Source organism: uncultured Methanospirillum sp. (assembly GCF_963668415.2).
Classification (GTDB): domain Archaea; phylum Halobacteriota; class Methanomicrobia; order Methanomicrobiales; family Methanospirillaceae; genus Methanospirillum.
Map to the genome: position 1 here is coordinate 170,180 of NZ_CAXXDL010000001.1, position 25,114 is coordinate 195,293.

Annotated in this window: 22 protein-coding genes and 1 tRNA gene; 15 read left to right on the plus strand and 8 right to left on the minus strand. The window is 50.8% G+C overall.

Annotation, left to right across the window (positions count from 1 at the left end; all coding sequences use genetic code 11):
* The first annotated feature begins 5 nt into the window (after window positions 1–5).
* The 5 genes from ACHZA2_RS00860 (at window position 6) to ACHZA2_RS00880 (ending at window position 4,951) form a co-directional block, all read left to right on the plus strand.
* Window positions 6–1,514: an MBL fold metallo-hydrolase gene (locus ACHZA2_RS00860; RefSeq protein WP_319578129.1), complete on the plus strand. Its 1,509-nt coding sequence runs from the start codon at window positions 6–8 to the stop codon at window positions 1,512–1,514.
* Window positions 1,515–1,600: 86 nt separating this feature from the next.
* Window positions 1,601–2,200, plus strand: coding sequence for a 6-phospho-3-hexuloisomerase (hxlB, locus tag ACHZA2_RS00865; RefSeq protein WP_319540794.1), 600 nt, complete (start codon window positions 1,601–1,603; stop codon window positions 2,198–2,200).
* A complete protein-coding gene (locus tag ACHZA2_RS00870) occupies window positions 2,184–3,305 on the plus strand; it encodes a pyridoxal phosphate-dependent aminotransferase (protein ID WP_319578130.1) in 1,122 nt (373 codons plus the stop codon). The genes hxlB and ACHZA2_RS00870 overlap by 17 nt, the downstream gene beginning before the upstream one ends.
* A 7-nt stretch (window positions 3,306–3,312) precedes the next feature.
* Complete coding sequence (locus tag ACHZA2_RS00875) at window positions 3,313–4,350, plus strand: M42 family metallopeptidase (RefSeq protein WP_319578131.1); 1,038 nt, start codon at window positions 3,313–3,315, stop codon at window positions 4,348–4,350.
* 70 nt (window positions 4,351–4,420) lie between these two features.
* Entirely contained in the window at window positions 4,421–4,951 is a 531-nt protein-coding gene (locus ACHZA2_RS00880) for an FxLYD domain-containing protein (RefSeq protein ID WP_319578132.1), read from the plus strand.
* A gap of 49 nt (window positions 4,952–5,000) precedes the next feature.
* Here ACHZA2_RS00880 and purB read toward each other — a convergent pair whose 3' ends face one another.
* The 4 genes from purB to ACHZA2_RS00900 all read right to left on the minus strand — a co-directional run bounded on the left by purB (window position 5,001) and on the right by ACHZA2_RS00900 (window position 8,238).
* Window positions 5,001–6,341 carry an adenylosuccinate lyase gene (purB, locus tag ACHZA2_RS00885; RefSeq protein ID WP_319578133.1) on the minus strand — a complete coding sequence of 447 codons (1,341 nt, stop codon included), beginning with the start codon at window positions 6,339–6,341 and terminating at the stop codon, window positions 5,001–5,003.
* 167 nt (window positions 6,342–6,508) lie between these two features.
* Window positions 6,509–7,255 carry a response regulator gene (locus ACHZA2_RS00890; protein ID WP_319578134.1) on the minus strand — a complete coding sequence of 249 codons (747 nt, stop codon included), beginning with the start codon at window positions 7,253–7,255 and terminating at the stop codon, window positions 6,509–6,511.
* Between the two features lie 123 nt (window positions 7,256–7,378).
* Window positions 7,379–7,975, minus strand: coding sequence for a hypothetical protein (locus ACHZA2_RS00895; protein WP_319578135.1), 597 nt, complete (start codon window positions 7,973–7,975; stop codon window positions 7,379–7,381).
* A gap of 178 nt (window positions 7,976–8,153) precedes the next feature.
* A tRNA-Leu gene (locus ACHZA2_RS00900) sits at window positions 8,154–8,238 on the minus strand.
* A 235-nt stretch (window positions 8,239–8,473) separates the two neighbouring features.
* On the opposite strand from ACHZA2_RS00900, the gene ACHZA2_RS00905 reads away from it, so the two are divergent.
* The 9 genes from ACHZA2_RS00905 (at window position 8,474) to ACHZA2_RS00945 (ending at window position 19,309) form a co-directional block, all read left to right on the plus strand.
* Window positions 8,474–9,463: an asparagine synthase C-terminal domain-containing protein gene (locus ACHZA2_RS00905; RefSeq protein ID WP_319578136.1), complete on the plus strand. Its 990-nt coding sequence runs from the start codon at window positions 8,474–8,476 to the stop codon at window positions 9,461–9,463.
* A gap of 6 nt (window positions 9,464–9,469) precedes the next feature.
* Entirely contained in the window at window positions 9,470–9,739 is a 270-nt protein-coding gene (gene gatC / locus ACHZA2_RS00910; RefSeq protein WP_319540786.1) for an Asp-tRNA(Asn)/Glu-tRNA(Gln) amidotransferase subunit GatC, read from the plus strand.
* Complete coding sequence (gene gatA / locus ACHZA2_RS00915) at window positions 9,740–11,038, plus strand: Asp-tRNA(Asn)/Glu-tRNA(Gln) amidotransferase subunit GatA (protein WP_319578137.1); 1,299 nt, start codon at window positions 9,740–9,742, stop codon at window positions 11,036–11,038.
* Window positions 11,038–12,471 carry an Asp-tRNA(Asn)/Glu-tRNA(Gln) amidotransferase subunit GatB gene (gene gatB, locus ACHZA2_RS00920; protein ID WP_319578138.1) on the plus strand — a complete coding sequence of 478 codons (1,434 nt, stop codon included), beginning with the start codon at window positions 11,038–11,040 and terminating at the stop codon, window positions 12,469–12,471. Before gatA ends, gatB begins: the two co-directional genes overlap by 1 nt.
* 21 nt (window positions 12,472–12,492) lie before the next feature.
* Complete coding sequence (locus ACHZA2_RS00925) at window positions 12,493–15,288, plus strand: DNA topoisomerase I (protein WP_319578139.1); 2,796 nt, start codon at window positions 12,493–12,495, stop codon at window positions 15,286–15,288.
* 59 nt (window positions 15,289–15,347) lie between these two features.
* Window positions 15,348–16,034, plus strand: a complete 687-nt coding sequence (locus ACHZA2_RS00930; RefSeq protein ID WP_319540782.1) for a phosphoglycerol geranylgeranyltransferase — start codon at window positions 15,348–15,350, stop codon at window positions 16,032–16,034.
* A 64-nt stretch (window positions 16,035–16,098) separates the two neighbouring features.
* On the plus strand, window positions 16,099–16,878 hold the full coding sequence (locus ACHZA2_RS00935) for an RNA methyltransferase (RefSeq protein WP_319578140.1): 780 nt from the start codon (window positions 16,099–16,101) through the stop codon (window positions 16,876–16,878).
* Window positions 16,865–17,416: a dCTP deaminase gene (gene dcd, locus ACHZA2_RS00940; protein ID WP_319578141.1), complete on the plus strand. Its 552-nt coding sequence runs from the start codon at window positions 16,865–16,867 to the stop codon at window positions 17,414–17,416. Before ACHZA2_RS00935 ends, dcd begins: the two co-directional genes overlap by 14 nt.
* Before the next feature lie 60 nt (window positions 17,417–17,476).
* Window positions 17,477–19,309 (plus strand): threonine--tRNA ligase, encoded by a 1,833-nt coding sequence (locus ACHZA2_RS00945; RefSeq protein ID WP_319578142.1) that lies wholly within the window; start codon window positions 17,477–17,479, stop codon window positions 19,307–19,309.
* Window positions 19,310–19,965: 656 nt separating this feature from the next.
* Here ACHZA2_RS00945 and ACHZA2_RS00950 read toward each other — a convergent pair.
* The 4 genes from ACHZA2_RS00950 to ACHZA2_RS00965 form a co-directional block, all read right to left on the minus strand.
* Window positions 19,966–21,090 (minus strand): DUF373 family protein, encoded by a 1,125-nt coding sequence (locus ACHZA2_RS00950; protein WP_319578143.1) that lies wholly within the window; start codon window positions 21,088–21,090, stop codon window positions 19,966–19,968.
* A 171-nt stretch (window positions 21,091–21,261) separates the two neighbouring features.
* Window positions 21,262–22,122 carry a coiled-coil protein gene (locus ACHZA2_RS00955; protein WP_319540777.1) on the minus strand — a complete coding sequence of 287 codons (861 nt, stop codon included), beginning with the start codon at window positions 22,120–22,122 and terminating at the stop codon, window positions 21,262–21,264.
* A 427-nt stretch (window positions 22,123–22,549) separates the two neighbouring features.
* Complete coding sequence (gene ftsZ / locus ACHZA2_RS00960; RefSeq protein ID WP_319540776.1) at window positions 22,550–23,722, minus strand: cell division protein FtsZ; 1,173 nt, start codon at window positions 23,720–23,722, stop codon at window positions 22,550–22,552.
* 18 nt (window positions 23,723–23,740) lie between these two features.
* Window positions 23,741–23,911, minus strand: coding sequence for a ribbon-helix-helix domain-containing protein (locus ACHZA2_RS00965; RefSeq protein WP_319540775.1), 171 nt, complete (start codon window positions 23,909–23,911; stop codon window positions 23,741–23,743).
* Window positions 23,912–24,096: 185 nt separating this feature from the next.
* Here ACHZA2_RS00965 and ACHZA2_RS00970 point away from each other — a divergent pair, with 185 nt between their 5' ends.
* A complete protein-coding gene (locus ACHZA2_RS00970; protein WP_319578144.1) occupies window positions 24,097–25,104 on the plus strand; it encodes a histidinol-phosphate transaminase in 1,008 nt (335 codons plus the stop codon).
* Window positions 25,105–25,114 lie beyond the last annotated feature (10 nt).

Consider the following 25,114-nt stretch of genomic DNA (forward strand, 5'->3'; position numbering starts at 1 on the left):
ATCTGATGAACTGCAGGAATGAATTTTTCATCATCAGGATCCCCGACACTGGTTCAATCCATGAAGCGGTTGGGATCATTGCAGATACCGGAATAACAGTAACCCGGTGCCACTTCAACAGATCGATAGATCCCAAAACCGCCTTTCTTTCTGTTCGCGGTTCATCTGACGGATGCCAGAATGCCGCCCGGGCTCTGTCGCTCAAGGGATACCTGCAGTCAGAGATCAGATACCCGAAGAGTGTCAGGTTTACCGTGATAGTCCCCGATATTCCGGGTACTCTGCACCGGATCCTGATGATACTTGATGAATATAAGGCTGAGATCACCTCGCTCTCCTTTGACAACAAGGGCAAGAACCCGGATAGTCTTCAGATCGCAGTACGGGTTCATGATGTTTCACTGACCGAAGATCTTCTCAATGCAATTCGTACGCACTACGGACTCGAAGTCGAGGGATACGACTGCGGTGACGATGAATCAGACGGCTGCCTCTTTTACCTGCGCTATGCCGGGCGGGTCAGAGAGATTCTGGGTGAGACTGCTGATCCATACCTTCTGGACCTGCTCAATCAGTTCAGTCACATCGCTCAGCAGCTGACTGAGTACGGTCAGGAGTACGAAGCAACATTGGAGCAGATTCTTCAGAATGGAAGACGCCTTGCCGAAACGACCGGGGAGGGATTCTTTGCAGATGTGCAGAAGATCCAGGTAAATTCCTCGATCTGGCTGTACTGTTTCCAGCTCCCGGGAGGGGGAAGCATCTTTGTCATTGATACTCCTACCGGACGCATCATGGTCGATACCGGATATGGAATCTACCATGATGATGTGATGAAGATGTTCAGGCATTATGGCCTGGACGGGGCTCCCGGCTTCTCCCGGATCATCATGACACACGGGGATACCGATCACTGCGGCGCGGCAGGATACTTTGATGTTCCGATCTGGACACATGAAGGGACCTGGAACGTGATCAAGACCAACAACCGTGCATATGGTGCCTGTTCTGAGGACCTGGTGTATGAACAGGTCTACACCGTGATGATCAATCTCTTTGCCAGGATGCATCCCCCCGAAAAGGTCAACCTCTTCCCATCATCTTCAGGAGAAAAACTAGGGGAATTCCCGTTGCTCTGCCGGTTTGAAGAGAACGGAGTATCAGGGGAGATTATCGAGGGGTATGGAGGCCATCAGCATGGAATGGTGTACCTTCTCTGCCGTGAACTCGGGCTCCTGTTCACATCAGACACCATCCTCAATCTGAAACATCTCACGCCTGACCGGAGCGAATACAACGGTTTTGCCGTATACCTTGTCAGAAGCGTGAATGTAAATCCTGACCTGGTGAAGAGTGAACGCAGGGAATTGATGAAGATAGCCATGAATCTTGATGCAGAGATGCAGAAAGACGGCAGGCACCTTATCATCTGTTGTGGACACGGCCCGGTCTCCATCCTCGATAACGGCGATCTGATCCCGTGCGGAACAATCGAGACATACCGTCACAATTGAGTACATTTAAACCACTTTTTTTGATTCCCTTCAGGCCTGATCACGCGGTATCCTGATGTATCTTCGAAGGTAATCTGTTATCAGCAATGAATCAGCATCGTGTGCAGGAGATGATGCGTCTCATGGCATCGCGGATCGACGCCATCGCCTCTCATTTATCAGATGAAGAGGTCTCACGGTTCATCAAAGAACTCCTTGAGGCTAAACGTATCTATGTGATGGGTGCAGGAAGATCCGGCCTGGTGGCGAAGGCATTTGCCATGCGGCTCATGCACCTCGGTATGATCAGTTATGTGGTTGGCGAGACGATCACACCGGCACTGCAGAAAGGGGATGTGATCGTTGTGCTCTCTGGTTCGGGGAAGACCAGGACGATCGCCGAGATTGTGCAGACTGCAAAGGAGATTGAAGGGCGGATCTGCCTTATCACCTCAAACCCTGACTCTGTCATCGGCAAGATGGCAGACTCGTGTGTTGTTATCGAGAACTACCGCGACAAAGTTCCAGACGAGAGTGTCGAGTTTGAGATCAGGCAGATGCTCGGAGAACACCGCTCCTTTGCTCCGCTTGGGACACTCTTCGAGACTGCAGCCATGACGTTCTGTGATGCGGTCATCTCCCGGTTGATGGAGATCACCAGTACGGACGAGGCAGAGCTGAAAGGACGTCATGCCAACATCGAGTGATCAGATGAAACGTATCGCACAACGAGCACTCGACATTGAGATGTCCGGCATCAGGAAGTTCTTCCAGGCTGCAAAGCCTGACTCGATCAGCATGGCACTCGGCCAGCCCGACTTTGACACACCTGAACACATCAAACAGGCAGCGATCAGGGCGATCAACGAGGGAAAGACCGGATACACCTTCAATTCAGGCCTTCCCGAGTTACGGGAGGCGATCTCGAAGAAGTTCAAGTCAGAGAACGGGCTCAGGTATCATCCAGACCAGGTCATTGTGACTGCAGGAGCCGGAGAAGCCCTCTTCATCGCAATCCAGGCACTTGTAAACCCGGGGGACCGGGTGCTCATCACAGATCCGGGCTTTGTCTCATACGAAGCCTGCACTACTCTTGCCGGCGGCGTGATGGATCCGCTCTCACTGGACGGGAATCTTCACATCGATGTTGATGCTGCAATAGAGAAGATGAACGGGGCACGGCTCCTGATCCTCAATTCACCCTGCAACCCTACCGGTACCGTTGAGTCAGAAGAGACGATTCGTGCGCTGGTTGAGGCTGCAAACGACGCCGGGGTGACAGTACTGTCAGACGAGGTGTATGAGCACTTCATCTACGATGCGAAGCATACGAGCGCAGCCCGGTTCGGTGAAGATGTCCTCACCGTCAATGCGACCAGCAAAACCTACGCCATGACCGGCTGGAGGATCGGGTACCTTGCCGGTCACCCGGATTATATTCAACAGTGTCTGAAGATCCACCAGTACTGCCAGACGTGTGCAACCTCCATATCCCAGTATGCCGCGTATGCTGCATACACCGGCGATCAGGCCTGTGTCTCTCTCATGCGTGATGAGTACAAGGTGCGGCGCGATATGCTCTGGACCGGTCTTCATGATCTCGGGTTTGATTTCCCGTCCCCGGGAGGGGCTTTTTATGCCTTTGTCCCGATGGACAGCGAGACTACAACGAAGATCCTGGACGCAGGAGTGATAGTGGTCCCCGGCGATGCATTCGGGAAGAAGGGATCCGGATATACAAGGTTCAGTTACGCAACCTCACGGGAGAATATTACAGCAGCACTTGAACGAATCAGCACGGTAGTCAGGTGAACTCATCATGGTTTATGAATTACTCAAGAAACTCTCAGATGCCCACGGGGTCTCCGGGTTTGAAGACAACATCAAGGATATCATCAGAAAAGAACTTGCAGGACATGTGGATGAGTTCAGGGAAGACTCGCTCGGCAACCTGATAGCGGTCAGGAAGGGTTCAGACTTCTCGGTGATGATCGCCTCTCACATGGATGAGATCGGGATGATGGTCCAGTACATCGACGAGAAGGGATTCATCAAGTTCGTGGGTATCGGTGGCTGGTTCAACCCGAGTATGTATACACGCAGGGTGATCCTTCACGGTACACGCGGCACGGTAACCGGGGTTCTCGGTGGAAAACCCCCACACATCATGACCCCTGAGGATCGCAAGAAGGAGATCAAGATAGACGATCTCTTCATCGATATCGGCGCATCTTCAGCTGAGGAGGTGGCTGCGCTCGGAATCGAGATCGGAACACCGGTCACGATAGAGCAGGAGTTCACGAGACTTGCCGGAGACCGGGTTTCAGGCAAGGCACTTGACAACCGGGTCGGTGTTGCAGTTCTGATCGAGACTATCAAGCAGATGAAGACCCCGATGACTGTCTATGGTGTCTTCACGGTGCAGGAAGAGGTCGGCCTCAAAGGTGCGAAGGTGAGTGCATTCGCCCTCAACCCTGACATCGCCATCGCAACCGATGTCACAATCCCGGGAGATCATCCGGGAGTCAGCCGCAAGGATGCTTCCCCTGAGATGGGAAAAGGTCCGGTTCTGGTCCTCGCGAGTGCAGCAGGACGTGGCCTGCTGGCAGACCGGCGTCTCACCGCATGGCTCCGGAGTGCCGGTGACAAGGCAAAGATCCCGTACCAGCTCGAGGTAGGAGAAGGCGGTAACACCGATGCAACCATTATTCATCTGGTACGAGATGGTATTCCGAGCATCCCGTTCTCTGTGCCAGCCCGATATATTCACTCACCCGTCGAGATGGTGGATCTCGCAGATGTAAACAATGCCATCGAACTTCTGGTCGAGGCACTTAAGAAGAAACCAAAACTCTGATACTTTTTTCCGGGCCGGTACAGGGAACCGGTTTCGCAATTTTTTTCTCATCATATGCTGATTCAATGCTATGAGCGGCCATACGATGCCGGGTATTCTCTCAATAACTGCGATATGCTGTATTAGTATCATGCTTTTTTCAGCGGTCACTGCCGATCTGATTCCGATCCCGTCATTCGGTGTACCACCACAGGATACGGTACCGGTCTATGATGCAGCCCAGTATCAGACACAGACCTCGGTAGAAAAAGAGGATGTCACGCCTGGCATGACCATGTATGTCCAACGGCCGTACGGCTACATCAAGAGTACACAGTCAAACCTGGCAAACCTCTCGATCGTCAAGACTGAAATAGAACGATACTCCAAATCAAAATCGGTGATCAAGGGAGAACTCAGGAACCTTGATGACAAGACGATCGACCTGATTGTTATCACCTTCAACCTCTATAACGCAGACGGCGATCAGATCGGAAATGCCTACGCCTCAGTAGATTATCTGGCACCAAAAGCAACCTGGAAGTTTGTGACCGATCCCATTGAGAGATCTGATTTCCAGTTCGAGCAGTACGGCTCGATATATGTGGGAGTATTCGGGTAAGCGATACCACTTACTTTTTCCTGGTGATACCTGAAAAAAATTGGGAGTATTAGGAGAAGAGGGGCTTCAGTTTTGTAACTACCCGCTCAACCTGTTGTATTGAAGTTCCGAGATAATTATCAGGGTTGAGAAGTTTCTCAATCTCTGGTGCCGGGATGAACCGGGTCACTTCGGCTGTCTGCGCAAGCAGGCTGGCGAGGGACTGCTCTGCTGCAAGTGCTTCCATACTCTTCACCCTGATAACCTCGTGCGCCTCCTGTCTGGCCATACCCTTCTTTGTGAGCTCGATCATGACCGACTCTGCCATGTTGATCCCATGCAGGAACATCAGGTTCTTTCGGATCCGATCTGGTTTTAAAACAAGTCCTTCGATAACGGTGGCCATCAGTTTGAGGATATGATCACAGAGGATGGTTGCTTCAGGAAATAAAATTCGTTCAGGAGATGAGTTGGTCAGGTCACGCTCGTCCCAGAGGGTGTTGTTCTGGAACGCAGGTTCAACCGAAGAGCGGACAATCCGTGCAAGTCCGCAGACCTGCTCTGACCGTATTGGATTTCTCTTGTGCGGCATTGTGGATGAACCAACCTGTTTTGCACCAAACGCCTCTTCGACCTCACCGATCTCGGTCCGCTGCATGGAGCGGATCTCGACACCGATCTTGTCAAGGGTCGTTGCAACGCCCGCAAGGAAGCAGAAGTACTCTGCATACCGGTCACGCTGGATCACCTGGTTCGAGACATCAACACTGCCAATCCCGAGGAACTCCATCATGGATCCCTGAACTTCTATCCCATGATCACCCATGGCAGCCTGGGTTCCCACCGCACCGGTCATCTGCCCGACACAGACCCGGGGGACCATCTGTTCCAGCCGCTCGATATGCCGTGCGATCTCACTTGCCCAGATTGCAAACCTGAGCCCATAGGTGGTCGGAACGCCGTGCTGTCCGTGTGTCCTGCCGATGCAGACGAGTGTTTTTGTCTCTTCTGCACGGGAGAGAAGGGCTTTGAGGAGGTGACGAAGTTTGGTATTGAGGATGGTTATTGCATCTTTCAGCTGCAGACCGGTGGCTGTATCAAGGATATCGTTGGATGTGGCTCCATAATGCACCCACCTGCCCGGCTCTCCACAGACCTCGGAGACTGCCCTGACGATGGCCATCATGTCGTGATGGATCTCATCCTCGATCTCCTTTGCCCGCTCAAGACTCGCGCCTGATGCTGATGCAGCGATCGCATCAGCGGCATCCTGTGGGATCATCCCTGCCTTTGCCTCTGCCCGTGCCAGCGCAACCTCTGCATCGATGATACGGCGGAACCGGTGTTCTTCAGTCCAGACCGCCTTCATTTCCGGTGTCCCGTACCTGAATTCAATCGGGTGTATTGCCATTGGTTACATGTCTCTTCCGGGAGCTTGTAATAGATTCGAAGATGGTTCAGGATACCGGCCGCTACCGCAAGTCAGCATCCACATGGAAGAATCAGTTTTTTTAAAAAATAGCGGGGGTATGATCGTGACAGCAGGTTTGAGAATTGTCCTCAATCAGAAGAGTCGGGTTACCCGGGATTATGATCAGAGATCTCCCTGATAATTCCCCCTATGCCGATCGTCCCCGACGGGAACGAGAGCGGGAATTTCTGGATCTGGTACGTTTTTCCATTGAAATTATCCTGAACAAATATCGGCTCTTTCCGAGTCAGGATAGTTTCATCAGAACTCCGGGACTGAAGAGCGAAAGAAGGGGGGAGTAGTTCTTCATCGGTCCTGCCCACCGCATCCTGAGCTGATGAGAGACCGAGATACTTCTGATACGCTGTATTGATGAGCAGGTACCTGAGGTCAGGACCCTTAATGTAAGCAATGTCTGGAAGTGCATTCAGGAAAGCTACCAGGTGTTCTTCTATCTGTAGGGCATGGCGTTCGGCCTGCCTCCGCCTGACCAGGTGACTTATGGCATTCGCCAGTTCGGTGAAGATTGTCCTGGGATCACCACCTTTCTGGATGTAAAAGTCTGCACCGTTGTTAAGTGCCTCGATCGCGACCTCTTCCCTCCCTTTACCTGTGAAGATGATGAACGGAATGGTAAGGTCGTATGCCCTGACCATTTTTAGAAAATCGATACCATCAAGGTCAGGCATATCATAGTCAGAGATTATGGCATCATACACTGATTTTTTGAGAAGATCTAACCCATCTTCAGCAGAAGTGGCGATCTCCACATCCAGATCAGCCTCCTCCTTAAGATAGAGCTGGGTGAGTGTGAGCAGTGACGGCTCATCATCAATGTACAAAACCCGGGTCATGAATTAATACATGAGATTCTTGCTCTGCAGCTATGTATGTATTCTGAACTGATCATGCCAATCAGATACGATCTTAGGAAGGTGAGAAGTTTACAACACCAAAAAAAGTTGAACGGATGCTGATCAGACTGAGGATGAATTGGTGATTGCAGATGTGTTGATAGAAGCGTTGATCAGATGATCATCGATCACTGACGTATTGATCTTGCTGTGTTCCACAAGGCTCGAGTCAAAGTCAGATGTGTTCACAGAGGCGTTGATCAGGTGATCATCGATCACTGATGTATTGATCTTGCTGTGTTCCACAAGGCTCGAGTCAAAGTCAGATGTGTTCACGGAAGCGTTGATCAGATGATCATCGATCACTGACGTATTGATCTTGCTGTGTTCCACAAGGCTCGAGTCAAAGTCAGATGTGTTCACGGAAGCGTTGATCAGATGATCATCGATCACTGACGTATTGATCTTGCTGTGTTCCACAAGGTTGGAATCAAAGTCAGATGTGTTCACGGAAGCGTTGATCAGATGATCATCGATCACTGACGTATTGATCTTGCTGTGTTCCACAAGGTTGGAATCAAAGTCGGATGTGTTGATGGTGCTGTCAGCGATCAACCGTTTGTCAAACTCAGAAGTGTTCAGTCCAATCTCTGCGTTTACACAGACTATCGCAAGAAGCAGGAGGATTGCAATACCGATAAATGCCTCAGTAAATTTCATATTCCTTACTTTTTTCTCTCTATTACATCAAAATGGTATTGAGGCCTGAAAAGTTTCCTGACAAGCCAGGAGATTTCAGGAGATGATAGTTCCGGTCAGCTTCTTTCTGTCAGAACAACATTCGTATCAGAAGAATCATGTGTTGCAGAAGATCGACATCCCAACAGGGATAATAATATGCGAGGGAAGGGATTCGAACCCTTGAATTCCTGCGAAACCGGATCTTAAGTCCGGCCCATTTGGCCTGGCTTTGGTACCCTCGCCCGTGTCATCAGATCATATATCTAAAGGCAGAAAGAAACAGCGCCATTCGAGCAGTGCCTATCTGATATGTCTCATTCAATTCTCCCTGAAACTATATAATATGCCTTCTGCACAGTCGTTTCCCCTTCTCATTCCGGTTTTCTCTCCTTACAGGCTCATGGATACGGTAGCATGCAGATTCACAGAGTTCACGAACATGCTATATAGGGTGATCCTCCACCTTTCAGAAGACAGATGGAACGACGAGGCTGGGTCGAACTCAACGGGACCGTGCTAACTGATGAGGAAATATCCCACTTCCTTACCGGAGACCAGGAGAAACTCTCACAGTTTGGAGGAGAATTCTTTCTAAAGTGGAATACCTGTAGTGCACGAGATCACTTCGGGATCATGCCAGGAGACAGCCCGGCCGGATCAGTCTGGTGTAATGGAAAGAAAGTCAGTATGATCGAACCACCGTTTCGATCACCAGACCTCAACACCGCAATCGTGGAATCGATCCGTATGAGATCTGCCGAAGGAGTGACTGCACTCTCCGGAGGAGTTGACTCAGCCCTTGTCGCAGCAGTTGCACAGAGACCCTGTATATCGGTAGGGGTTCATGACTCTCATGACCTGAAACGGGCTGCCCTGGTGGCCAGGGAACTTGATCTCCCCCTTGAGATCAGGACAGTTACTCCTGATGAGATCGAGGCGACGCTGCCGGTTGTACTGAGGCTTCTCCCTGACCCGACACCGGTGGACCTTGCCATCGCAACCACCCTCTTCTTCGTTGCAGAGACGGCACGCAGCGCAGGGTACGAACGCATCCTCACCGGACAGGGGGCAGACGAGGTCTTTGGCGGATACTCCCGGTATCTGGGAAGGACAGAGGAGGAACTTGCGTCAACCTTCTCAACAGACTTCGCATCACTCTCCAGACAGGGGCTCCGGGATCAGACCATTGCCGGGTACCACAATACCTGGCTCTCTATGCCATACCTTGACATACGAGTGGTGTGCGCTGCGTCAGCAATTCCAGTCACAGAGCGGGTCAGTGAAGGCATCAGAAAAAAGCCGCTCCGGGAGATTGCAGCGAGATATCTCTCACAAGAGACGGCTTACTATGAGAAGAAGGCTATGCAGTACGGGACCGGGATCTGGAAAGAGATAAAACGTCTTGCAAGGCAGAACGGTTATCAGAACTCAGTTTCAGATTACATGCACCATATCAGGAAGGCATAAGAATCCATGGTACTATCAGAAGACGTCAGAAAGATCGCAAAACTAGCCGATGTCGGAGTTGATGACGGCGAACTTGAAGAGTTTACATCACAGTGCTCAGATATCCTCACCTATTTCGAGATGCTCGATGCACTCCCCCAGGGAGCAGGCATCGACCGTGGCCTTGTCAATATATTCAGAGAGGATGAGGTCACTGAATCTCTGAGTCAGAACGAAGCACTCAGCAACGCTGCAGAGACAGAGGATGGATACTTCAAAGCACCGAGGGTGATGTGAGTGGCCAGAACTCTCAACTTTTCGGTTTCAGATACAATCAATGCCTTCATCACCACCATCCCGGAAGTATCATACGAAGACGGGCCGCTGAGCGGAACAACCGTTGCAATAAAAGACAATATCTCATCCCGCGGAGTAGAAACAACCTGTGGATCAAAGATCCTCAAAGGATACATCCCTCCGTATGATGCCCATGTCGTAACCCTCCTCAAGGCAGCCGGTGCAGCCATTGTCGGAAAGACAAACATGGACGAGTTCGGTATGGGGACGACGACCGAGAATAGTGCATTCGGCCCGACGCTCAACCCATGCGATCCCGGCAGGGTACCGGGAGGATCATCAGGTGGATCAGCGGCAGCAGTTGCAGCCAGATATTGTGATATGGCAATCGGGTCAGATACCGGTGGCTCTATCCGATGCCCGGCGGCCTTCTGTGGGATCGTCGGACTGAAACCCACCTACGGCAGAGTATCCCGGTATGGCCTTGTCGCGTACGCAAACTCCCTTGAACAGATCGGTCCGATGGCAAAAGAAGTCACCGGTGTCTCCCGTCTCTTCTCGGTGATAGCCGGTCACGACAAGCGTGATTCAACCTCATTGGACAGGCCATACACCCACATACCGGATTCTTCTATCAAAGGACTCCGGATAGGTCTTCCATCCGAATTTTTTGGTGAGGGTGTCGATCCAAAAGTTGCAGAGTCGGTCAGAGACGCAGTAAACACCCTTGAGAAAGCCGGAGCAGAGGCAGTGCCCTGCTCCATGCCATCCATGAGCCATGCACTTGCTGCGTACTACGTTATCTGTACAAGCGAAGCTTCGTCCAACCTTGCACGGTTCGACGGAATCAGATATGGACCAGGTGGCGATCTCAGAAAGAGCTGGCACGAAGAGTTCTCTGACCGGAGACAGGAGCGGTTCGGCAAAGAAGTAAGGCGCAGGATCATTCTCGGGACCTTCTCACTCGCAGCAGGATACTGTGGCAGGTATTATCAGAAAGCCCAGACTGCACGCCAGATGGTACGCGATGACTTTAACAGACTCTTCAAGGATGTTGACCTTGTCGCAGGACCTACGATGCCCTCGATTGCATTCAGGCTGAAGGAGAAGTCTGATCCTCTGCAGATGTACCTGGCAGATATCCTGACCGTGCCTGCAAACCTTGCCGGTGTTCCCGCAATATCGGTGCCATGTGGTAAGGTCGATGGCATGCCGGTGGGACTCCAACTCATAGGGCGGCATTTTGAGGACGAGAAGGTTATTGATGCAGCATTTGCATACGAACAGGAGGCAGTCTGATGGAGCACGACGACGTCATCATCGGTCTTGAGATCCACTGTCAGCTCAATACCAGGTCCAAGCTCTTCTGTGGCTGCTCAACCGACTTCAGGGATGACGAGCCCAACACCCATACCTGTCCGGTCTGTCTCGGTCTGCCGGGAAGTATGCCGGTTGTCAACAAAAAGGTCATCGAATTCGCGATGAGAGTTGCCAAGGCGCTGAACTGTGCTGTTCTCAAGGAATGCGACTTCTCACGAAAGAACTACTTCTACCCTGACCTCAACAAGGCATACCAGATCACCCAGTACGATCGCCCGCTCGCCGAGTGGGGAAAACTCATGATCGAAGGGGAGGACGGGGAGCGTGACATCAGGATCACCAGGATCCATGTGGAAGAAGACCCGGGGCGGTCTGTTCACATGGGGACCACCGACCGTGGCAAATACACCCTCGTCGATTACAACCGTGCAGGAATACCACTGATCGAGATCGTCACCGAACCTGATCTCAGGTCACCGAAAGAGGCACGCCGGTTCCTGAACAAACTCCGTGCAACCCTTGAGTATCTGAACGTATTTGATAGTGAGAAGGAAGGATCGCTCAGAGTTGACGCCAACATCTCACTCAGGGGATCAGGGCGTGTTGAGGTCAAGAATATCTCCTCGTATAAGGGTGTGGAGAAAGCACTAACCTTTGAGATCACGAGACAACGGAATGTTATCAGGCGTGGACAGGTTGTCGCCAGGGAGACCCGTCACTTTGTGGAGGCACGGGGTATCACCACCTCATCACGTAGCAAAGAGGAAGAGAACGACTACCGCTATTTCCCTGAACCTGATCTTATGCCGATGCAGGTTTCGGACTGGGTAGAAGGCATCGTTCTCCCCGAACTGCCTGATGCACGACGTGAACGGTTCATGCAGCAGTACGGATGCTCTCTTGAGCATGCACGGACCCTGACCGGTGGTCTTAAACTTGCAGAGTTCTACGAAGAGGTCGCAAAGACCGATGCCAGCCTTGCAGCAACATGGACAGCAGACTACCTGCTTGGAGAACTCAACTACCGCGACTTCTCTATCGATGCGATGCCGGCAGAACACTTTAAAGAACTCATTACACTGCTGAAAGCTGACACCATCACCGACAAGAGCGGTGTTGAGATCCTGCGGACCATTCTCGACAAGGTAAAGAACGGTGAGAAACCGGAGATGCCTGGATCCATTGTCAAGCGGCTTGGCCTTGCCAAGACCGGTGGTGACGAGATAACAGGGATGGTCAGGGAAGTAATTGCAGAAAACCCACAGCCGGTTGCAGATTACCATGCAGGAAAGGGACCTGCGCTGAACTTCCTCGTCGGACAGGTGATGAAAAAATGTCGTGGCCGGGCAGACCCCGGTCACCTGAACGCCCTCTTCAGGGAAGAACTCGACAAGATGCAGGGCGGAGCATAAGCAGAGGGCTGGGATATCATCATGCATCTGATCATTGCGGAAAAGAATATCGTTGCGAATCGTATCGCACAGATACTTGCCGGGAAGGAGAAGATATCCCAGAAGAAAGAGGGTGGCGTCAACCTCTACCAGTTCAACGACACTGCCACAATCGGACTTCGCGGTCACGTGGTTGAGATCGATTTTGTTGAAGGATACACCAACTGGCGATCCGAGACTCATCCTCCCCGCTCACTTATCGATGCCGGAGTGCTCAAACGCCCGACCGAGCCGGCAATTGTGAAGCTGGTTCAAAAGCTTTCAAAGAAGGCTGACCGTGTCACGATAGCCACCGATTTTGATACAGAAGGGGAGCTCATCGGTAAAGAGGCGTTTGAACTCGTCCGGGCAGTCAACCAGAAGGTCAAGGTGGACCGGGCAAGGTTCTCTGCCATTACGCCGGAAGAGATCAACCAGGCCTTCTCCAATGCCTCTGAGCTCGACTTTGATCTTGCTGCAGCAGGTGAGGCCCGCCAGATTGTAGATCTGCTCTGGGGTGCATCACTTACCAGGTTCATCAGTCTTGCTGCACGTCGTGGAGGAAACAACATCCTCTCGGTTGGCAGGGTCCAGAGCCCGACGCTTGCGATGATCGTGGACCGTGAACGCGAGATAGAGGCATTCATACCTGAACCATACTGGGAACTATCACTTGACACTGAGAAAGGCAGCGAGGAGTTCAGTGCCAGGCACATCAACGGTAAGTTCACCGATAAAAACCAGGCAGATACCGCATACGCTGCAACGAAAAAGCCGCTCAAGGTGACTGATGTCAAAGAGGGAACAAGGACTGACAAGGCACCAACTCCGTTTGATACAACAGGGTTCATCGTTGCAGCAGCCAGGCTTGGACTCTCAGCGGCAAACGCGATGCGGATCGCCGAAGACCTCTACATGAACGGGTACATCTCGTATCCGAGGACAGACAACACGATCTATCCGCCTTCCCTGAACCTTGAGTCGATCCTCGATACCCTCTCAAAGACGCAGTTCAGCAAGGAGGTTGCATGGGTCCGGAAGAACAGGCGCAAGACCCCGACTCAGGGAAAGAAGTCCTCAACCGATCACCCGCCTATCCACCCTGCCGGAGATGCAACTCCTGAGCAGTTAGGAGAGAACTGGAAGGTGTATGAACTGGTAGTGCGCCGGTTCCTTGCAACCCTCTCCCCGGATGCAGAGTGGATGACGATGAAGATCAACCTCACCGCATCCACCGAGGGGTACACTTCAACCGGAAGCAGGCTGAAAGAGGCGGGATGGAGAACGGTGTACACATACTCCGACGCCAAGGATACGATCCTGCCGGTGGTAAAACCGGGTGAGGAACTGCCTATCAAGGCTGTCAACCTTGAGGAGAAGCAGACCCAGCCTCCACCGCGGTACTCCCAGAGTAAACTCATCCAGGTGATGGAGGAACTCGGGCTAGGGACAAAATCAACCAGGCACGAGGTCATCCAGAAACTTGTTGGCAGGAAGTACATTGAGGGGAATCCACTCAGACCGACACTTGTCGGTAGAGCCGTTACTGAGTCGCTCGAAGGGCATGCTTCAGAGATCACCAGCCCCAAGATGACCAGTACACTAGAGGCAGCAATGGAGGAGATCAAGGTCAAAAAGCAGTCCCGCGATCTTGTTGTCTCAGACTCACGGAGCATGCTGCACAGGGTTTTCGACGCACTGGAGCCGAACAGCGAACTCATCGGGAGAGAGATCATGGACCAGACCGATGAGGAACTGACCATCGGACCCTGCCCGATATGCGGTAAAGATCTTCGCATCAGACGCAAGGGCGTCTCCCAGTTCATCGGGTGCACCGGATACCCTGACTGCACCTTCAACATCAGCCTCCCGAGTTCCATGTGGGGAGGCGCTGTCAGAACCAAAGCGGTCTGTGAGATCCATCACCTCAATCATGTCAGTCTCATCGCCAAGGGAACACGCCCCTGGGAGATGGGATGCCCGCTCTGTCAGCTCATCACCCAGCAGAAAGATATCTTCGCGATGATCCCGTCCATGACCGATGTCATCAGGGAGGATCTCATCAGGGCAAAGATCTACTCTGCGTTTGAACTCGGAAAGATGGAGCCAGAAGCCCTGGTGAAGGCCATCGGAGTTTCGAAGAAGATTGCTGAACAGCTTATCAGAGAGACGGCCGATGTATTGGCGCTGCTGAAGAAGCGTTCTGAATGCAAGAAGTTCATGAAGCAGTACGTCCCTCCAAAGCGGGGACGCAGCCATACCAAGGTGATGTCTGCATTCACGGCCAGCGGGATCAACAGCATTGAGGATCTCTCAACGGTCTGCGTCGAGAATCTGACGAAAGCCGGGTTGACTGAAGAAGAGGCAAACACTCTCAAGGCTGAGGCCGTGCTGCTGACAAGCAAGAATCAGCTCAGAGAGGTCGGAATTCCTTCTGCATCACTTCGCAAGTACCAGGAGGCCGGATTCATCGGGCCTGAAGATCTCCTTGGAACACATCAGACGTACATCAGCCTGAAGTCAGGGGTCTCTATTGAGACCGTTGGTAAGCACATCACCCTGATTGCTGAATCACACAGGCAGCAACCTCCTGCGAAGATCACCAAGAAGCATCTTGAGAAAGGGCGTGAGGAACTCCTGAAACTAAAAGGTGTCAGTGAAGCAATGCTGGAGCAGCTGTACTGTGCAGGGATCTTTGACCTCAAATCCCTCAAGGCTGCAACTCCTGAGAAGGCTGCAAAGATATCAGGCATATCTAAAGACAGGATAAAACAGTTCCAGGCTGCAGCCCCTGTCTGAACTGCAATCTATTTCTATTTCTAGGGTGAGTCTTAAGAAGAATCCAAGGCTGGATCATTATGTATACAAAATGGAAGACCTGGGCTCATGTTACCAAACTCGATCCCGATAAAAATCTGACCGAGGATCAGCTGGCAGAGATAGCAACCAGCGGTACTGACGCCCTGATGCTCTCCGGTACCCTGAATATTACAAAAGAGAACATGCAGGAGCTCCGCGATCAGGTCAAAGAGTACGGGCTTCCCCTGGTGGTTGAACCTGCAGGTCCTGAAGCTGTCGTAGCCGACGGGATTGATCTCCTCTTCATCGCCAGTGTGATGAACACCAACCAGTCACAGTGGATCGTAGGCAAACACAAAGAGTGGGCACTCCACAATAAAGTTCAGTGGGACCGGGTCATCCAGGAGGCTTACATCGTCCTCAACCCGGACTCTTCGGTTGCACGGGTTACGGGATCTGACTGTTCCCTCGGGCCTGCTGAGGTTGCAGCATACGCTGAGGTTGCTGATCACTACTTCCAGTTTCCTGTTGTCTATATCGAATACAGCGGAACGTATGGAAACCCGGAGATCGTGAAAGCAGCAGCTGGTGCCGTTGATAATGCGATTCTCTATTATGGCGGGGGAATTGATTCAGGAGAGAAGGCAGCCGAGATGGCCCAGTATGCTGATACCATCGTCGTTGGCAATGCAGTCTACGACAAGGGTGTCCAGACCCTGATCGAGACAGTTCAGGCGATTCAGTAATCTGCATGAATACCTTTCCTCATTTTTTTCTCCAGGAGCCACGAACGGGCTCCGGGATTTTATAATGCCACGTATCCGTATTGTTCTGGTAGAACCCCTATACGAGGGAAATGTTGGTTTTTCAGCACGTGTGATGAAGAACTTCGGTTTCACAGAACTTGCCATGATCAATCCCTGCCCGCTTACAATCGAAGCGTATGCAAGGGCTTCACATGCAAAGGATGTGCTTGAGCAGGCTGTAATTACAGACCTTGAAGAGATCTTTACCACAAGCAACATCGTTATTGCAACAACCGGTGCCCTCTCCCAGTCGGCATGCCATCCGATCAGGATGCCATTCTACTCACCAAAAGAACTGAGAGAGATGATCGCTGATATCGACGGGACCATATCGATCCTCTTTGGCAGGGAGAACTGGGGGCTCAATAACGATGAGGTCAGAAGGGCTGATATCATCTGTACGATTCCATCCTCGGAGATATACCCGATTGTTAACCTCTCCCATGCTGTTGGTATCCTCTGCTACGAACTCGCCAATATGCCGAAAGGGGAGGTTGCCCTTGCGTCACCTGAAGAGATGACCCATCTGTATGCCCATATCGACGAGTACCTGGACCTGGTGGATCATCCCATGTTCAAGCGTGTATCTACGATGACCCTGATCCGGCGTATCATCGGACGATGTAACCTGACCTGGCGGGAAGCAACCACCATCCACGGTCTGCTCCGCAGATCCGAGTGGCGATTTATGCCCCGGGACAATGCCATTAAACATCAGGGCGGCATTCCAAAGACAGACAGTAAATACGATCCAGACGATATCGATAGTAATGATCCTTGTTGACTGGCAGATCGTCGATCGTATCAGACGGGGTTTTATCACTGTTGACCCGTATGATCCTGAACTTGTTCAGCCAAATTCTCTTGATATAAGACTTGGAAATCACTTTGCCTGGTATGAGACCAGCGATGATGTCATCGATCCATTTGACCGTGAGTCGGTCACCAGTAAAACGCAGGAGATGACAGCAGAGAGCATTGTTCTTCACCCGGGCCAGTTCATTCTTGCCGAGACGATGGAACTTATCGAACTTCCTGATAACATCGTGGCAAGCATCGAAGGAAAGAGCAGCATCGCACGGCTTGGAATTGAGCTCCACCAGACCGGGGGATGGATCGATGCAGGATTTCGGGGAAGCATCACTCTTGAGATGTGCAATGTGAACCACCGCCCGGTCAGGATTCATGCCGGTATGTCGATCGGTCAGCTCGTCTTTTACAGCACAGAGCGGGCTGCATGCCCGTATAACTCCAAGCATGATGCAAAATACATGAACCAACGCCAGGCCACCCTCTCACGATATTACGAAAACAAACAATAGGCGGTGTTTTATTGCCGATGAGCGCCAATAGATTCGGGTATTGATTCCGGAGAATAATTCATGCGCCTTCTTTTGATACATTCAGATCATATCGAATACGAAGCGAAGAAGAAGACAAAATTCGCTGAAGAACCCTGCAGTCCCTCAGACTCGTTTGATGAATCACTTGTTGCGTTCTGCGCAGTCGAGGCTCCAGATGAAGACGGAATCGAGGATGTTGTTGCCCAGGCAGTTGCATCTATCGAAGAGATGTCAGGGCAGACCAAGTGCAGACGGGTCATGGTGTATCCATATGCCCATTTGAGCAGTGACCTGGCATCACCAGATCTCGCAGTCGAAGCACTCAAGGCAATGGAGACTGCTCTTGGTGGAGCAGGATTTGAGGTTAAGCGTGCACCGTTCGGCTGGTACAAATCTTTCACCGTCTCATGCAAAGGTCACCCACTCTCTGAACTCTCACGTACGCTCACTCCGTCAGAAGATGTTGTCAAGGTGGAGAAGTCTCCGGTAACCCACAAGTTCTTTGTGATGACTCCTGACGGATCAATCCGTGATTGCAAAGAGTACGTGGATGACTCACCATTCGGTTGTCTTGTCAAGAAAGAGACAGGTATCCCGGTCCCGGCCGGTGGTGAGCCGATCCATGTTGACCTGATGAGATCAAAGGAGTTCGTGGACTACGAACCGGTATCAGATGTAGGACATCTCAGGTGGATGCCTAGGGGAAAACTTGTCCGCGACCTTCTTGCAGACTACGCCCTTGCTATGGTACTTGAGCATGGGGCCAGTCCGGTTGAGACACCGGTGATGTACGACCTTGCTGACAAGGCCATCTACGAGCATGCAGACAAGTTCGGTGAGAGGCAGTACAGATTCAAGAGCGGGAACCGCAATATGATGCTCAGGTTTGCAGCATGCTTTGGAATGTTCACCATCATGCGGAACATGCACATCTCACCCAATAACCTCCCGATGAAGATGTACGAACTCTCCACCTACTCGTTCCGCCATGAGCAGAAGGGAGAGGTTATCGGTCTGAAGCGCCTTCGTGCCTTCACGATGCCTGACATGCACTCACTCTGCAAGGACATGACCGATGCTCTGCAGTGCTTTGAAGAGCAACTTGCCATGGGATGGAAGACCGGAGAGGACTTCGGCACCAAACTTGTTGCCGTGTTCAGATGCACCGAAGAGTTCTACAAGAACAACGAGGCATGGATCAAAAAGATCGTTGCTCAGTCAAAGGTTCCGATCCTGATTGAGACCCTTTCAGACCGTGTTCATTACTGGATTGCAAAGATTGATCTCGCCGCAATCGATGGCCAGCAGCGCCCGATCGAGAACCCGACCGTTCAGATCGATGTTGAGAGTTCAAAGCGGTTTGGGATCAAATACCACCTCAACGACGGAACCGAGGTCTTCCCCCCGATTCTCCACTGTTCACCAACCGGATCTGTTGAGCGTGTCTTCTGTGCCATTCTTGAGAACACCGCAAACCAGAAGGTTGCCCATCTTCCAACATGGCTCGCACCAACCCAGGTCAGGGTCATCCCGGTTGCTGAGAGACATGGTGCTGTTACGGAAAAGATCGCAGCCACACTCACGGCAGCCCGGATACGTGCTGATTACGATGACCGCGAGGAGTCAGTCGGCAAAAAGGTCAGGGAAGCAGGAATGGACTGGGTACCATATGTTGTTGTCATCGGTGACAGCGAGGCAGAGTCAGGAAATCTCACCGTAACCGTGCGGATGAAGTCTGAACCCAACAAGCCATTCAAGATCACATGCACTATGGATGAACTCATTAAAACTGTGCAGGACGAGATCGCTGATAAACCATACAGACCGATGTATACCCAGAAACGCCTCTCGATGCAACCCCGGTACATCTGATGTAAACCGGGTGTATTTTTATAATAGGTTGATATTTCTCAACTTTTTTTGATTTTAAGCGCGGATATCAGGGCTTTGAAAACCTGCGATCATATATAAAGAAAATTTTTTGTCAGACATTTGTCTGCCTGATGTCGTACATCACCATGGAGATGGGATATCACTGTTGAAATATAGAATAAATTCATAGGGGATGACCCGTTTTTAATATATTACGAACCTGATATCCGGGATGCTCACTCAGATCATAAAATAAAAAACCCATAGAAAGTATTTATAGACAAAAGATTTTTTTGAATCCGATTTGCCAATTTATACAATCACAGAGTTTTTTTTCAGACTTTTTTATCAGAGGATGAGATGAAATCCATAACAAAAATAAAGATAAATTTGGGAGTAATATTTAATTTAAAGCCTACATGTGTCAAAACACAGACATCACGATCACATATAAAGAAAAATTTTTGTCAGACAATTGTCTGCCTGATGTCATGCGTGCCAGTGGATATCTGATATCACCCGGATAATATAGAATACATTCATAGGGGATGGCCCGTTTTTAATATATTACAATCCTGATATCCGTGATGTATATTCAGATCGAAAAAAGAAAAAAATCCTCAAAACCGTATTTATAGAAAAATATAATTGTCGAATTATACTGCCAGACTTCTCTTCTCATTATCAAGATCCTCTACCCAGCGATACACCATATGCTGAAGGAGGATCCCAACCAGTGCACAAATCAGTCCGCCTGCTGCTCCCTGGATAATATACGCAACACCAAGGTCAGGAGTGACCGTAAAGTTCGGGAGATTCAGCGTGGAGAGGATATAACTTGCTCCTCCAAAAACCAGGACCCCGATAGAACTCAGAAAGAATGAAAAAATCACTGCCCGGTTGAGTGAATCCTTCTCATACATGAAACTGTCAATGATTGTTCCGAGCGATGTGGTGATTGCTGCAAGGGTAAACCAGAGTACAGCACTCCAGACAAAGACCATCACCATGGGAAAGATTCCTGATCCGTCCCAGTAGACAGCCAGGGCAGAGCTCCCTTCCATCACTCCGATGACAGCAAAGAGCAATGCACTGATATATGTGACAAATGAGAACCGCCCCCGGTACAGTGTTGACCGCATGTCAGTGACTTGTGTCCTCATGAACTCATCAAGCGAGAACCCCTTGTACAGGAGATAGCCTCCGATTCCGGCCGCTATAATGATTGTGGCAACCTCAGGTTTGCTCAGGGCATAGGAGATGGCATACAGGAGAAGGGTTAGGCCGGGAAGCACCAGGACTAGTTTGGAGATCTTCGGGTCGCTCAGAAGTTTCTTGAGGATGTAAAAAGTCCCTTCCAGATTTGGCATCTGGCTGACTACCACCCGCTGTATCGAAGATATCCGAACCTTACCCTGGATGATTGGGAGTACGTACTCATCTTCTCCTCCATCGGTCACCAGGATACACTGATCTGCCCCGCATGCTGTCACAACCTCATCAACGAGTTTTGCAATCTTCCGGTCACCCTCAATGAACCTGAAATGATTTCCCCCGATAACTGCAATCTCCGGGTCTTCCCCCTCGGCCAGGAGTCTGTCATACGTGGAGATCGTCTGGAAAATTGCGTTGACATCAGAGTCTTCAGGATCTGCAAGAGCCAGCCTGACTGCAGCATCAAGGCAGGCTTCTCTGCCGACCACGGGGCTCTCTATCGATGCCTTAAACCCGATATCGTCATCACGATCGATATTGAGTACCAGAGTCCGAGAAGATCCCATGAAGAGTTTTTCGCAGTAATGGTATTAATGAGTTCCTTTCTTCAAAAGATGACCAATATACTCTGAATGAATATAGAGAGTATGATACTACATAATAAGCAGGGTCATATGAAGATAGGTAGATCTTCAGAATGATGATAAAAACAAAAAAGAGACGAAAGGGAGTCTTATTCAGACCAGTTTAGAACGCTGAAGGAGGAGCAGATCTTCGGTGGTAAGTTTTTCTCCGGCCTTGAACATGGAGAAGACCTGTTCTGCTTCCTTGCGAACTTCCTTCTGTTCCTTGGTGTTCTTGGTCTTCTTGGTCTTCTTGCGCAGACCACCGATCACCTTATCGTAGTCCCGCAGTTCCTTCTGACAGGAGATGAAGAGCTTGTGTTCGTTGTCTGCTGCTTCCTGGGCTTCAACAAACTGCTTGTGTGCTGCGTCAGCCTGCTCACGGGATGCATCGGCCTTACGGTAGCACTCAACCATCAGATCATGGTGCTTCTGAGCGTCCTCAGCAAGCACGGTGACCCTCTCATGAATCTCAGAGGCCTGGCGGCGGTACTCCTTCGCCGTCGTGATCTTTTCCTTGACCTCTTTATTCTGTTCAATCTCAGCTTCCTGTTCACGAAGTTGTTCTTTCAGCAGCTTGATCTTCTCGATCAGTTCACGTTCCTTCTCGGTCGTGAAGACTTCAGTCTGCTGTCTGAACTCCATGTGCTCGATCTGCTTATGAAGTTCCTTGATGCCACGGCTCTTGATGCCACCGTGATCCTTCTTGAAGGAGTCAATATCAGCAAACAGAACATTCGCCTTCTCATTCAGCTCGTTCCGCTGATCCTTGAGATCCTGAACTTCCTTGTTAAACTGATCACGGAGCTCTTTGTGCTTCTGGGCTTCCTCAACACACTCGCGGGTCTGGTTGTTCAGTGTGTTACGCTCTCTGGCAAACTGGCTTGCCTGCGCGTTAAACTCATTACGCTTGATTTTGTGATCTTCAGAACCATCAATGGTTCCTTTTCTTTTGTCAATCAGTTCGTTCAACATCTTTTACCAATCCTCGCTGAAAAAAGGCACGCCTGGTATCCCGGTACCATGAGAAAGGTGTGACACTACGCGAGAACAATACGGAGTACAAGATGGAGTAGATGCGATAGTGATCAGAATCAGAATTACTGTCTGCATCAGGGATGCAACCACGCTGGCAGATCCGCACAGACGGGTAAAAAGCGTATCTTCTGTTCGACAACGGTTCTTGTTCGCAACACGATCCACGTATATTCGACTCCCAATTCCAGAAGGCCCCGGGAGGTGAGACCTTCGTATCGTTCTTCGTGAAGGGAACCTTAGTGACCTTCTATCATTAAGAGGGTTCGATATGAATTAAGAGTTTCGTAAACACCGCAAGGAGAAGAGTTAGGAAGAAGATGGAAAAGTATTGTGAGGTTCTTGGCAGACTGCGAATACTCTTCCCTTATTTAAAGTAGAAGATGTCGGGACCGCTTGCAAGATCACATGCTGCTGCGGGCATACGGGGCTTTATTCTGCCGACATCGGGTGTTTTCGGGGCGCGGATCTTCTGGTCCATCTCTTCGAGCCTGACCCGGTACGGGTGCTTTGGTTGAGCAATCGCATCTCCATTCTTGACACCGGTCATGATAGCGAGCACACGAACCTTGCCTTCCATATCATTGCGGATTCTGGCTCCCCAGATGACATCAGCGTGAGGATCGAGTTCGTAGGTCAGGGATGATGCAATCTCTTCAGACTCGATGAGCGTCAGGTCACTGCCTCCGGTGATATGAATCAGTGCACCGGTTGCACCACGATAGTCGATATCGAGCATCGGGTTGGAGAGACACTCACGAACAACGCTTTCAGCCTTGTTCTGCTGTTTGGACTCACCGACGAGCATTGTTGCAACGCCACCTTTGCTCATGATTGCTCTGACATCAGCGTAATCGATGTTGATCAGGGACGGTTCGGTGATTGTCTCGGTGATGCCCTTGACGGTCTCTCCGATCAGCTGATCCATTACTGAGAATGACTGTGCCAACGGGAGGTTTGGAACAAAACTCTTGAGCCTGTTGTTGTCAAGCAGGATAACAGAGTCACAGGATTTTGCCATTGCTTCAAGGCCGTCCTCGGCTCTGATCAGTCGTGCTTTCTCAACATCAAACGGATAACTGACCATTCCCACACAGATGGCACCCTGATCCTTTGCAATCTGGGCGACTACTGGTGCAGATCCGGTTCCGGTACCCCCACCCATGCCTGCGGTAATAAAACAGAGATCAACAGATTCAAGAAGAGTCTCGAGTGTCGGACGTGCCATTTCTGCGGCTTTGCGGCCGACATCCGGGTACCCGCCTGCTCCGAGCCCTTTTGTGAGGCTCTTTCCGATCAGAATCCGCTTGTCAGACTGGATCATGTCCAGGTGCTGTTTATCGGTGTTGATCGCGATCGTCTCGGCTCCCGAAACCCCCATGTTGTGAAGCCGGTTGATCGTGTTGTTCCCAGCCCCACCACAACCGATGATAACGATCCTTGGCTGCCCGTCAAAGTCGTCTTCATAGTTCTGCATGGAACATTTCAGTTCTTTCTCGCGCTCGGAGTTTATTACCGCGGCATTAATGATACTCTGCATACTTAAATCCCCCTCAATCTAAAATGACAGTTGATCACTGTCTGAGAGAATGCGGTTAGCCCGCTTCTCGATGAGCTCACGAACAGCATCCCTGATCGCTTCAGAGACGGTGGGGAACTCACCGGCATCCACCATCTTCTCAAGCACGCTGATCTGCTGCTCTGGTAGTCTGATGGTGATACGTTGCATGGTTGTGACCCTCAGTGATCTGACATTTGTCAGTCACATGTCAGCTCTACGTCAGACATATGGGCGACACCAGTCAGACACAACGAGATACACTTACTAGCACTTGCGATTATTTAAATTTTCCTTTCTGAGTCTGGTTAAAAATCCAATACCTGTTTATCCGGAGACATCCAGAGATCAGAAGAGTGACGGTCAGATTCCCGGGTTTGAACAAAGCAGTGCACGGCGGCAGAGGAGCAGCACGAGAAGAATACAGGAATAGAGAGGCACTCGATTTCAGTGCCAGCCTTAACCCGTTGCCCCCGCAATTAACCCGGGGTGTGTCCCTGGATTCAATAAGGGAATATCCCGATGATCAATATATATCACTCAAAGAGGTCATCGCCCGTCATCATGGCCGGAGCCCTGATGAGATCTCTGTAGGAAACGGTTCAGTCGAGGTTATCCGGACCCTTTGTCATACCGTTTTGAAGCATGGAAGTGTAGCAGAGATCCCACCACACACCTTTTCAGAATATGCGCTCTCTGCCCGTCTTGCAGGAGCTGAAATATCAGAAAAAACCGGTGCGCAGATTGACCTGTCATTCATGTGTAATCCAGACAATCCTTCAGGCATCCTGACCAGACGGGAACAGGTGATTGAATACCTCACTGATGTGAAAACAAGAGGGGGCATTCTCTGCGTTGACGAGGCATTCATCGATCTTGCCGACCCCGCACAGAGCGTATCTGACATACGTGATCCTGACCTGTTTGTTCTTTGTTCTCTCACGAAATCATTCTCCATGGCAGGTGTCAGATTCGGGTATGGAATAGGGGATCCCGGACTCATTGCCGCAATGGAGGTTATGAGGCCACCCTGGACCGTAAATGTATTTGCTGAAACGATGGCTATGCAGGCATTTGAGAAGTTCCCGGATCTTGAACGTTCACGCAGATACATTACAGATGAGCGGAGCCGAATCTGCAGGGAAGCGATCAGACTCGGCCTTACCCCATCAGAGGCATCAGCCAACTACGTCCTTTTGGAGACCGGGGAAGATGTGGCCGGGCTCACTGCAGCGATGTTCAACCACGGAATACTGGTTCGGGACTGCACTTCATTTGGGCTTCCCACCTGCATCAGAGTGGCTGTCAGAGAGCGTGAAGAAAATGACAGACTTTTGGAGGCTCTAACTTTTTGCTTGCGCTGATAATGGCAGG

What these genes read in the sequence shown, in the direction of transcription:
- ACHZA2_RS00870 (WP_319578130.1), top strand. Translation starts at nt 2,184, where the DNA reads ATGCCAACATCGAGTGATCAGATGAAACGTATCGCACAACGAGCACTC.
- ACHZA2_RS00965 (WP_319540775.1), bottom strand. Translation starts at nt 23,911, where the DNA reads ATGCAACGTATCACCATCAGACTACCAGAGCAGCAGATCAGCGTGCTT.
- purB (WP_319578133.1), bottom strand. Translation starts at nt 6,341, where the DNA reads ATGGCAATACACCCGATTGAATTCAGGTACGGGACACCGGAAATGAAG.
- ACHZA2_RS00925 (WP_319578139.1), top strand. Translation starts at nt 12,493, where the DNA reads ATGCATCTGATCATTGCGGAAAAGAATATCGTTGCGAATCGTATCGCA.
- ACHZA2_RS00935 (WP_319578140.1), top strand. Translation starts at nt 16,099, where the DNA reads ATGCCACGTATCCGTATTGTTCTGGTAGAACCCCTATACGAGGGAAAT.
- ACHZA2_RS00895 (WP_319578135.1), bottom strand. Translation starts at nt 7,975, where the DNA reads ATGAAATTTACTGAGGCATTTATCGGTATTGCAATCCTCCTGCTTCTT.
- gatC (WP_319540786.1), top strand. Translation starts at nt 9,470, where the DNA reads ATGGTACTATCAGAAGACGTCAGAAAGATCGCAAAACTAGCCGATGTC.
- ACHZA2_RS00930 (WP_319540782.1), top strand. Translation starts at nt 15,348, where the DNA reads ATGTATACAAAATGGAAGACCTGGGCTCATGTTACCAAACTCGATCCC.
- ACHZA2_RS00945 (WP_319578142.1), top strand. Translation starts at nt 17,477, where the DNA reads ATGCGCCTTCTTTTGATACATTCAGATCATATCGAATACGAAGCGAAG.
- ACHZA2_RS00860 (WP_319578129.1), top strand. Translation starts at nt 6, where the DNA reads ATGAACTGCAGGAATGAATTTTTCATCATCAGGATCCCCGACACTGGT.
- ACHZA2_RS00890 (WP_319578134.1), bottom strand. Translation starts at nt 7,255, where the DNA reads ATGACCCGGGTTTTGTACATTGATGATGAGCCGTCACTGCTCACACTC.
- gatB (WP_319578138.1), top strand. Translation starts at nt 11,038, where the DNA reads ATGGAGCACGACGACGTCATCATCGGTCTTGAGATCCACTGTCAGCTC.
- ACHZA2_RS00950 (WP_319578143.1), bottom strand. Translation starts at nt 21,090, where the DNA reads ATGGGATCTTCTCGGACTCTGGTACTCAATATCGATCGTGATGACGAT.
- ACHZA2_RS00905 (WP_319578136.1), top strand. Translation starts at nt 8,474, where the DNA reads ATGGAACGACGAGGCTGGGTCGAACTCAACGGGACCGTGCTAACTGAT.
- ftsZ (WP_319540776.1), bottom strand. Translation starts at nt 23,722, where the DNA reads ATGCAGAGTATCATTAATGCCGCGGTAATAAACTCCGAGCGCGAGAAA.
- dcd (WP_319578141.1), top strand. Translation starts at nt 16,865, where the DNA reads ATGATCCTTGTTGACTGGCAGATCGTCGATCGTATCAGACGGGGTTTT.
- ACHZA2_RS00875 (WP_319578131.1), top strand. Translation starts at nt 3,313, where the DNA reads ATGGTTTATGAATTACTCAAGAAACTCTCAGATGCCCACGGGGTCTCC.
- ACHZA2_RS00955 (WP_319540777.1), bottom strand. Translation starts at nt 22,122, where the DNA reads ATGTTGAACGAACTGATTGACAAAAGAAAAGGAACCATTGATGGTTCT.
- hxlB (WP_319540794.1), top strand. Translation starts at nt 1,601, where the DNA reads ATGAATCAGCATCGTGTGCAGGAGATGATGCGTCTCATGGCATCGCGG.
- ACHZA2_RS00880 (WP_319578132.1), top strand. Translation starts at nt 4,421, where the DNA reads ATGAGCGGCCATACGATGCCGGGTATTCTCTCAATAACTGCGATATGC.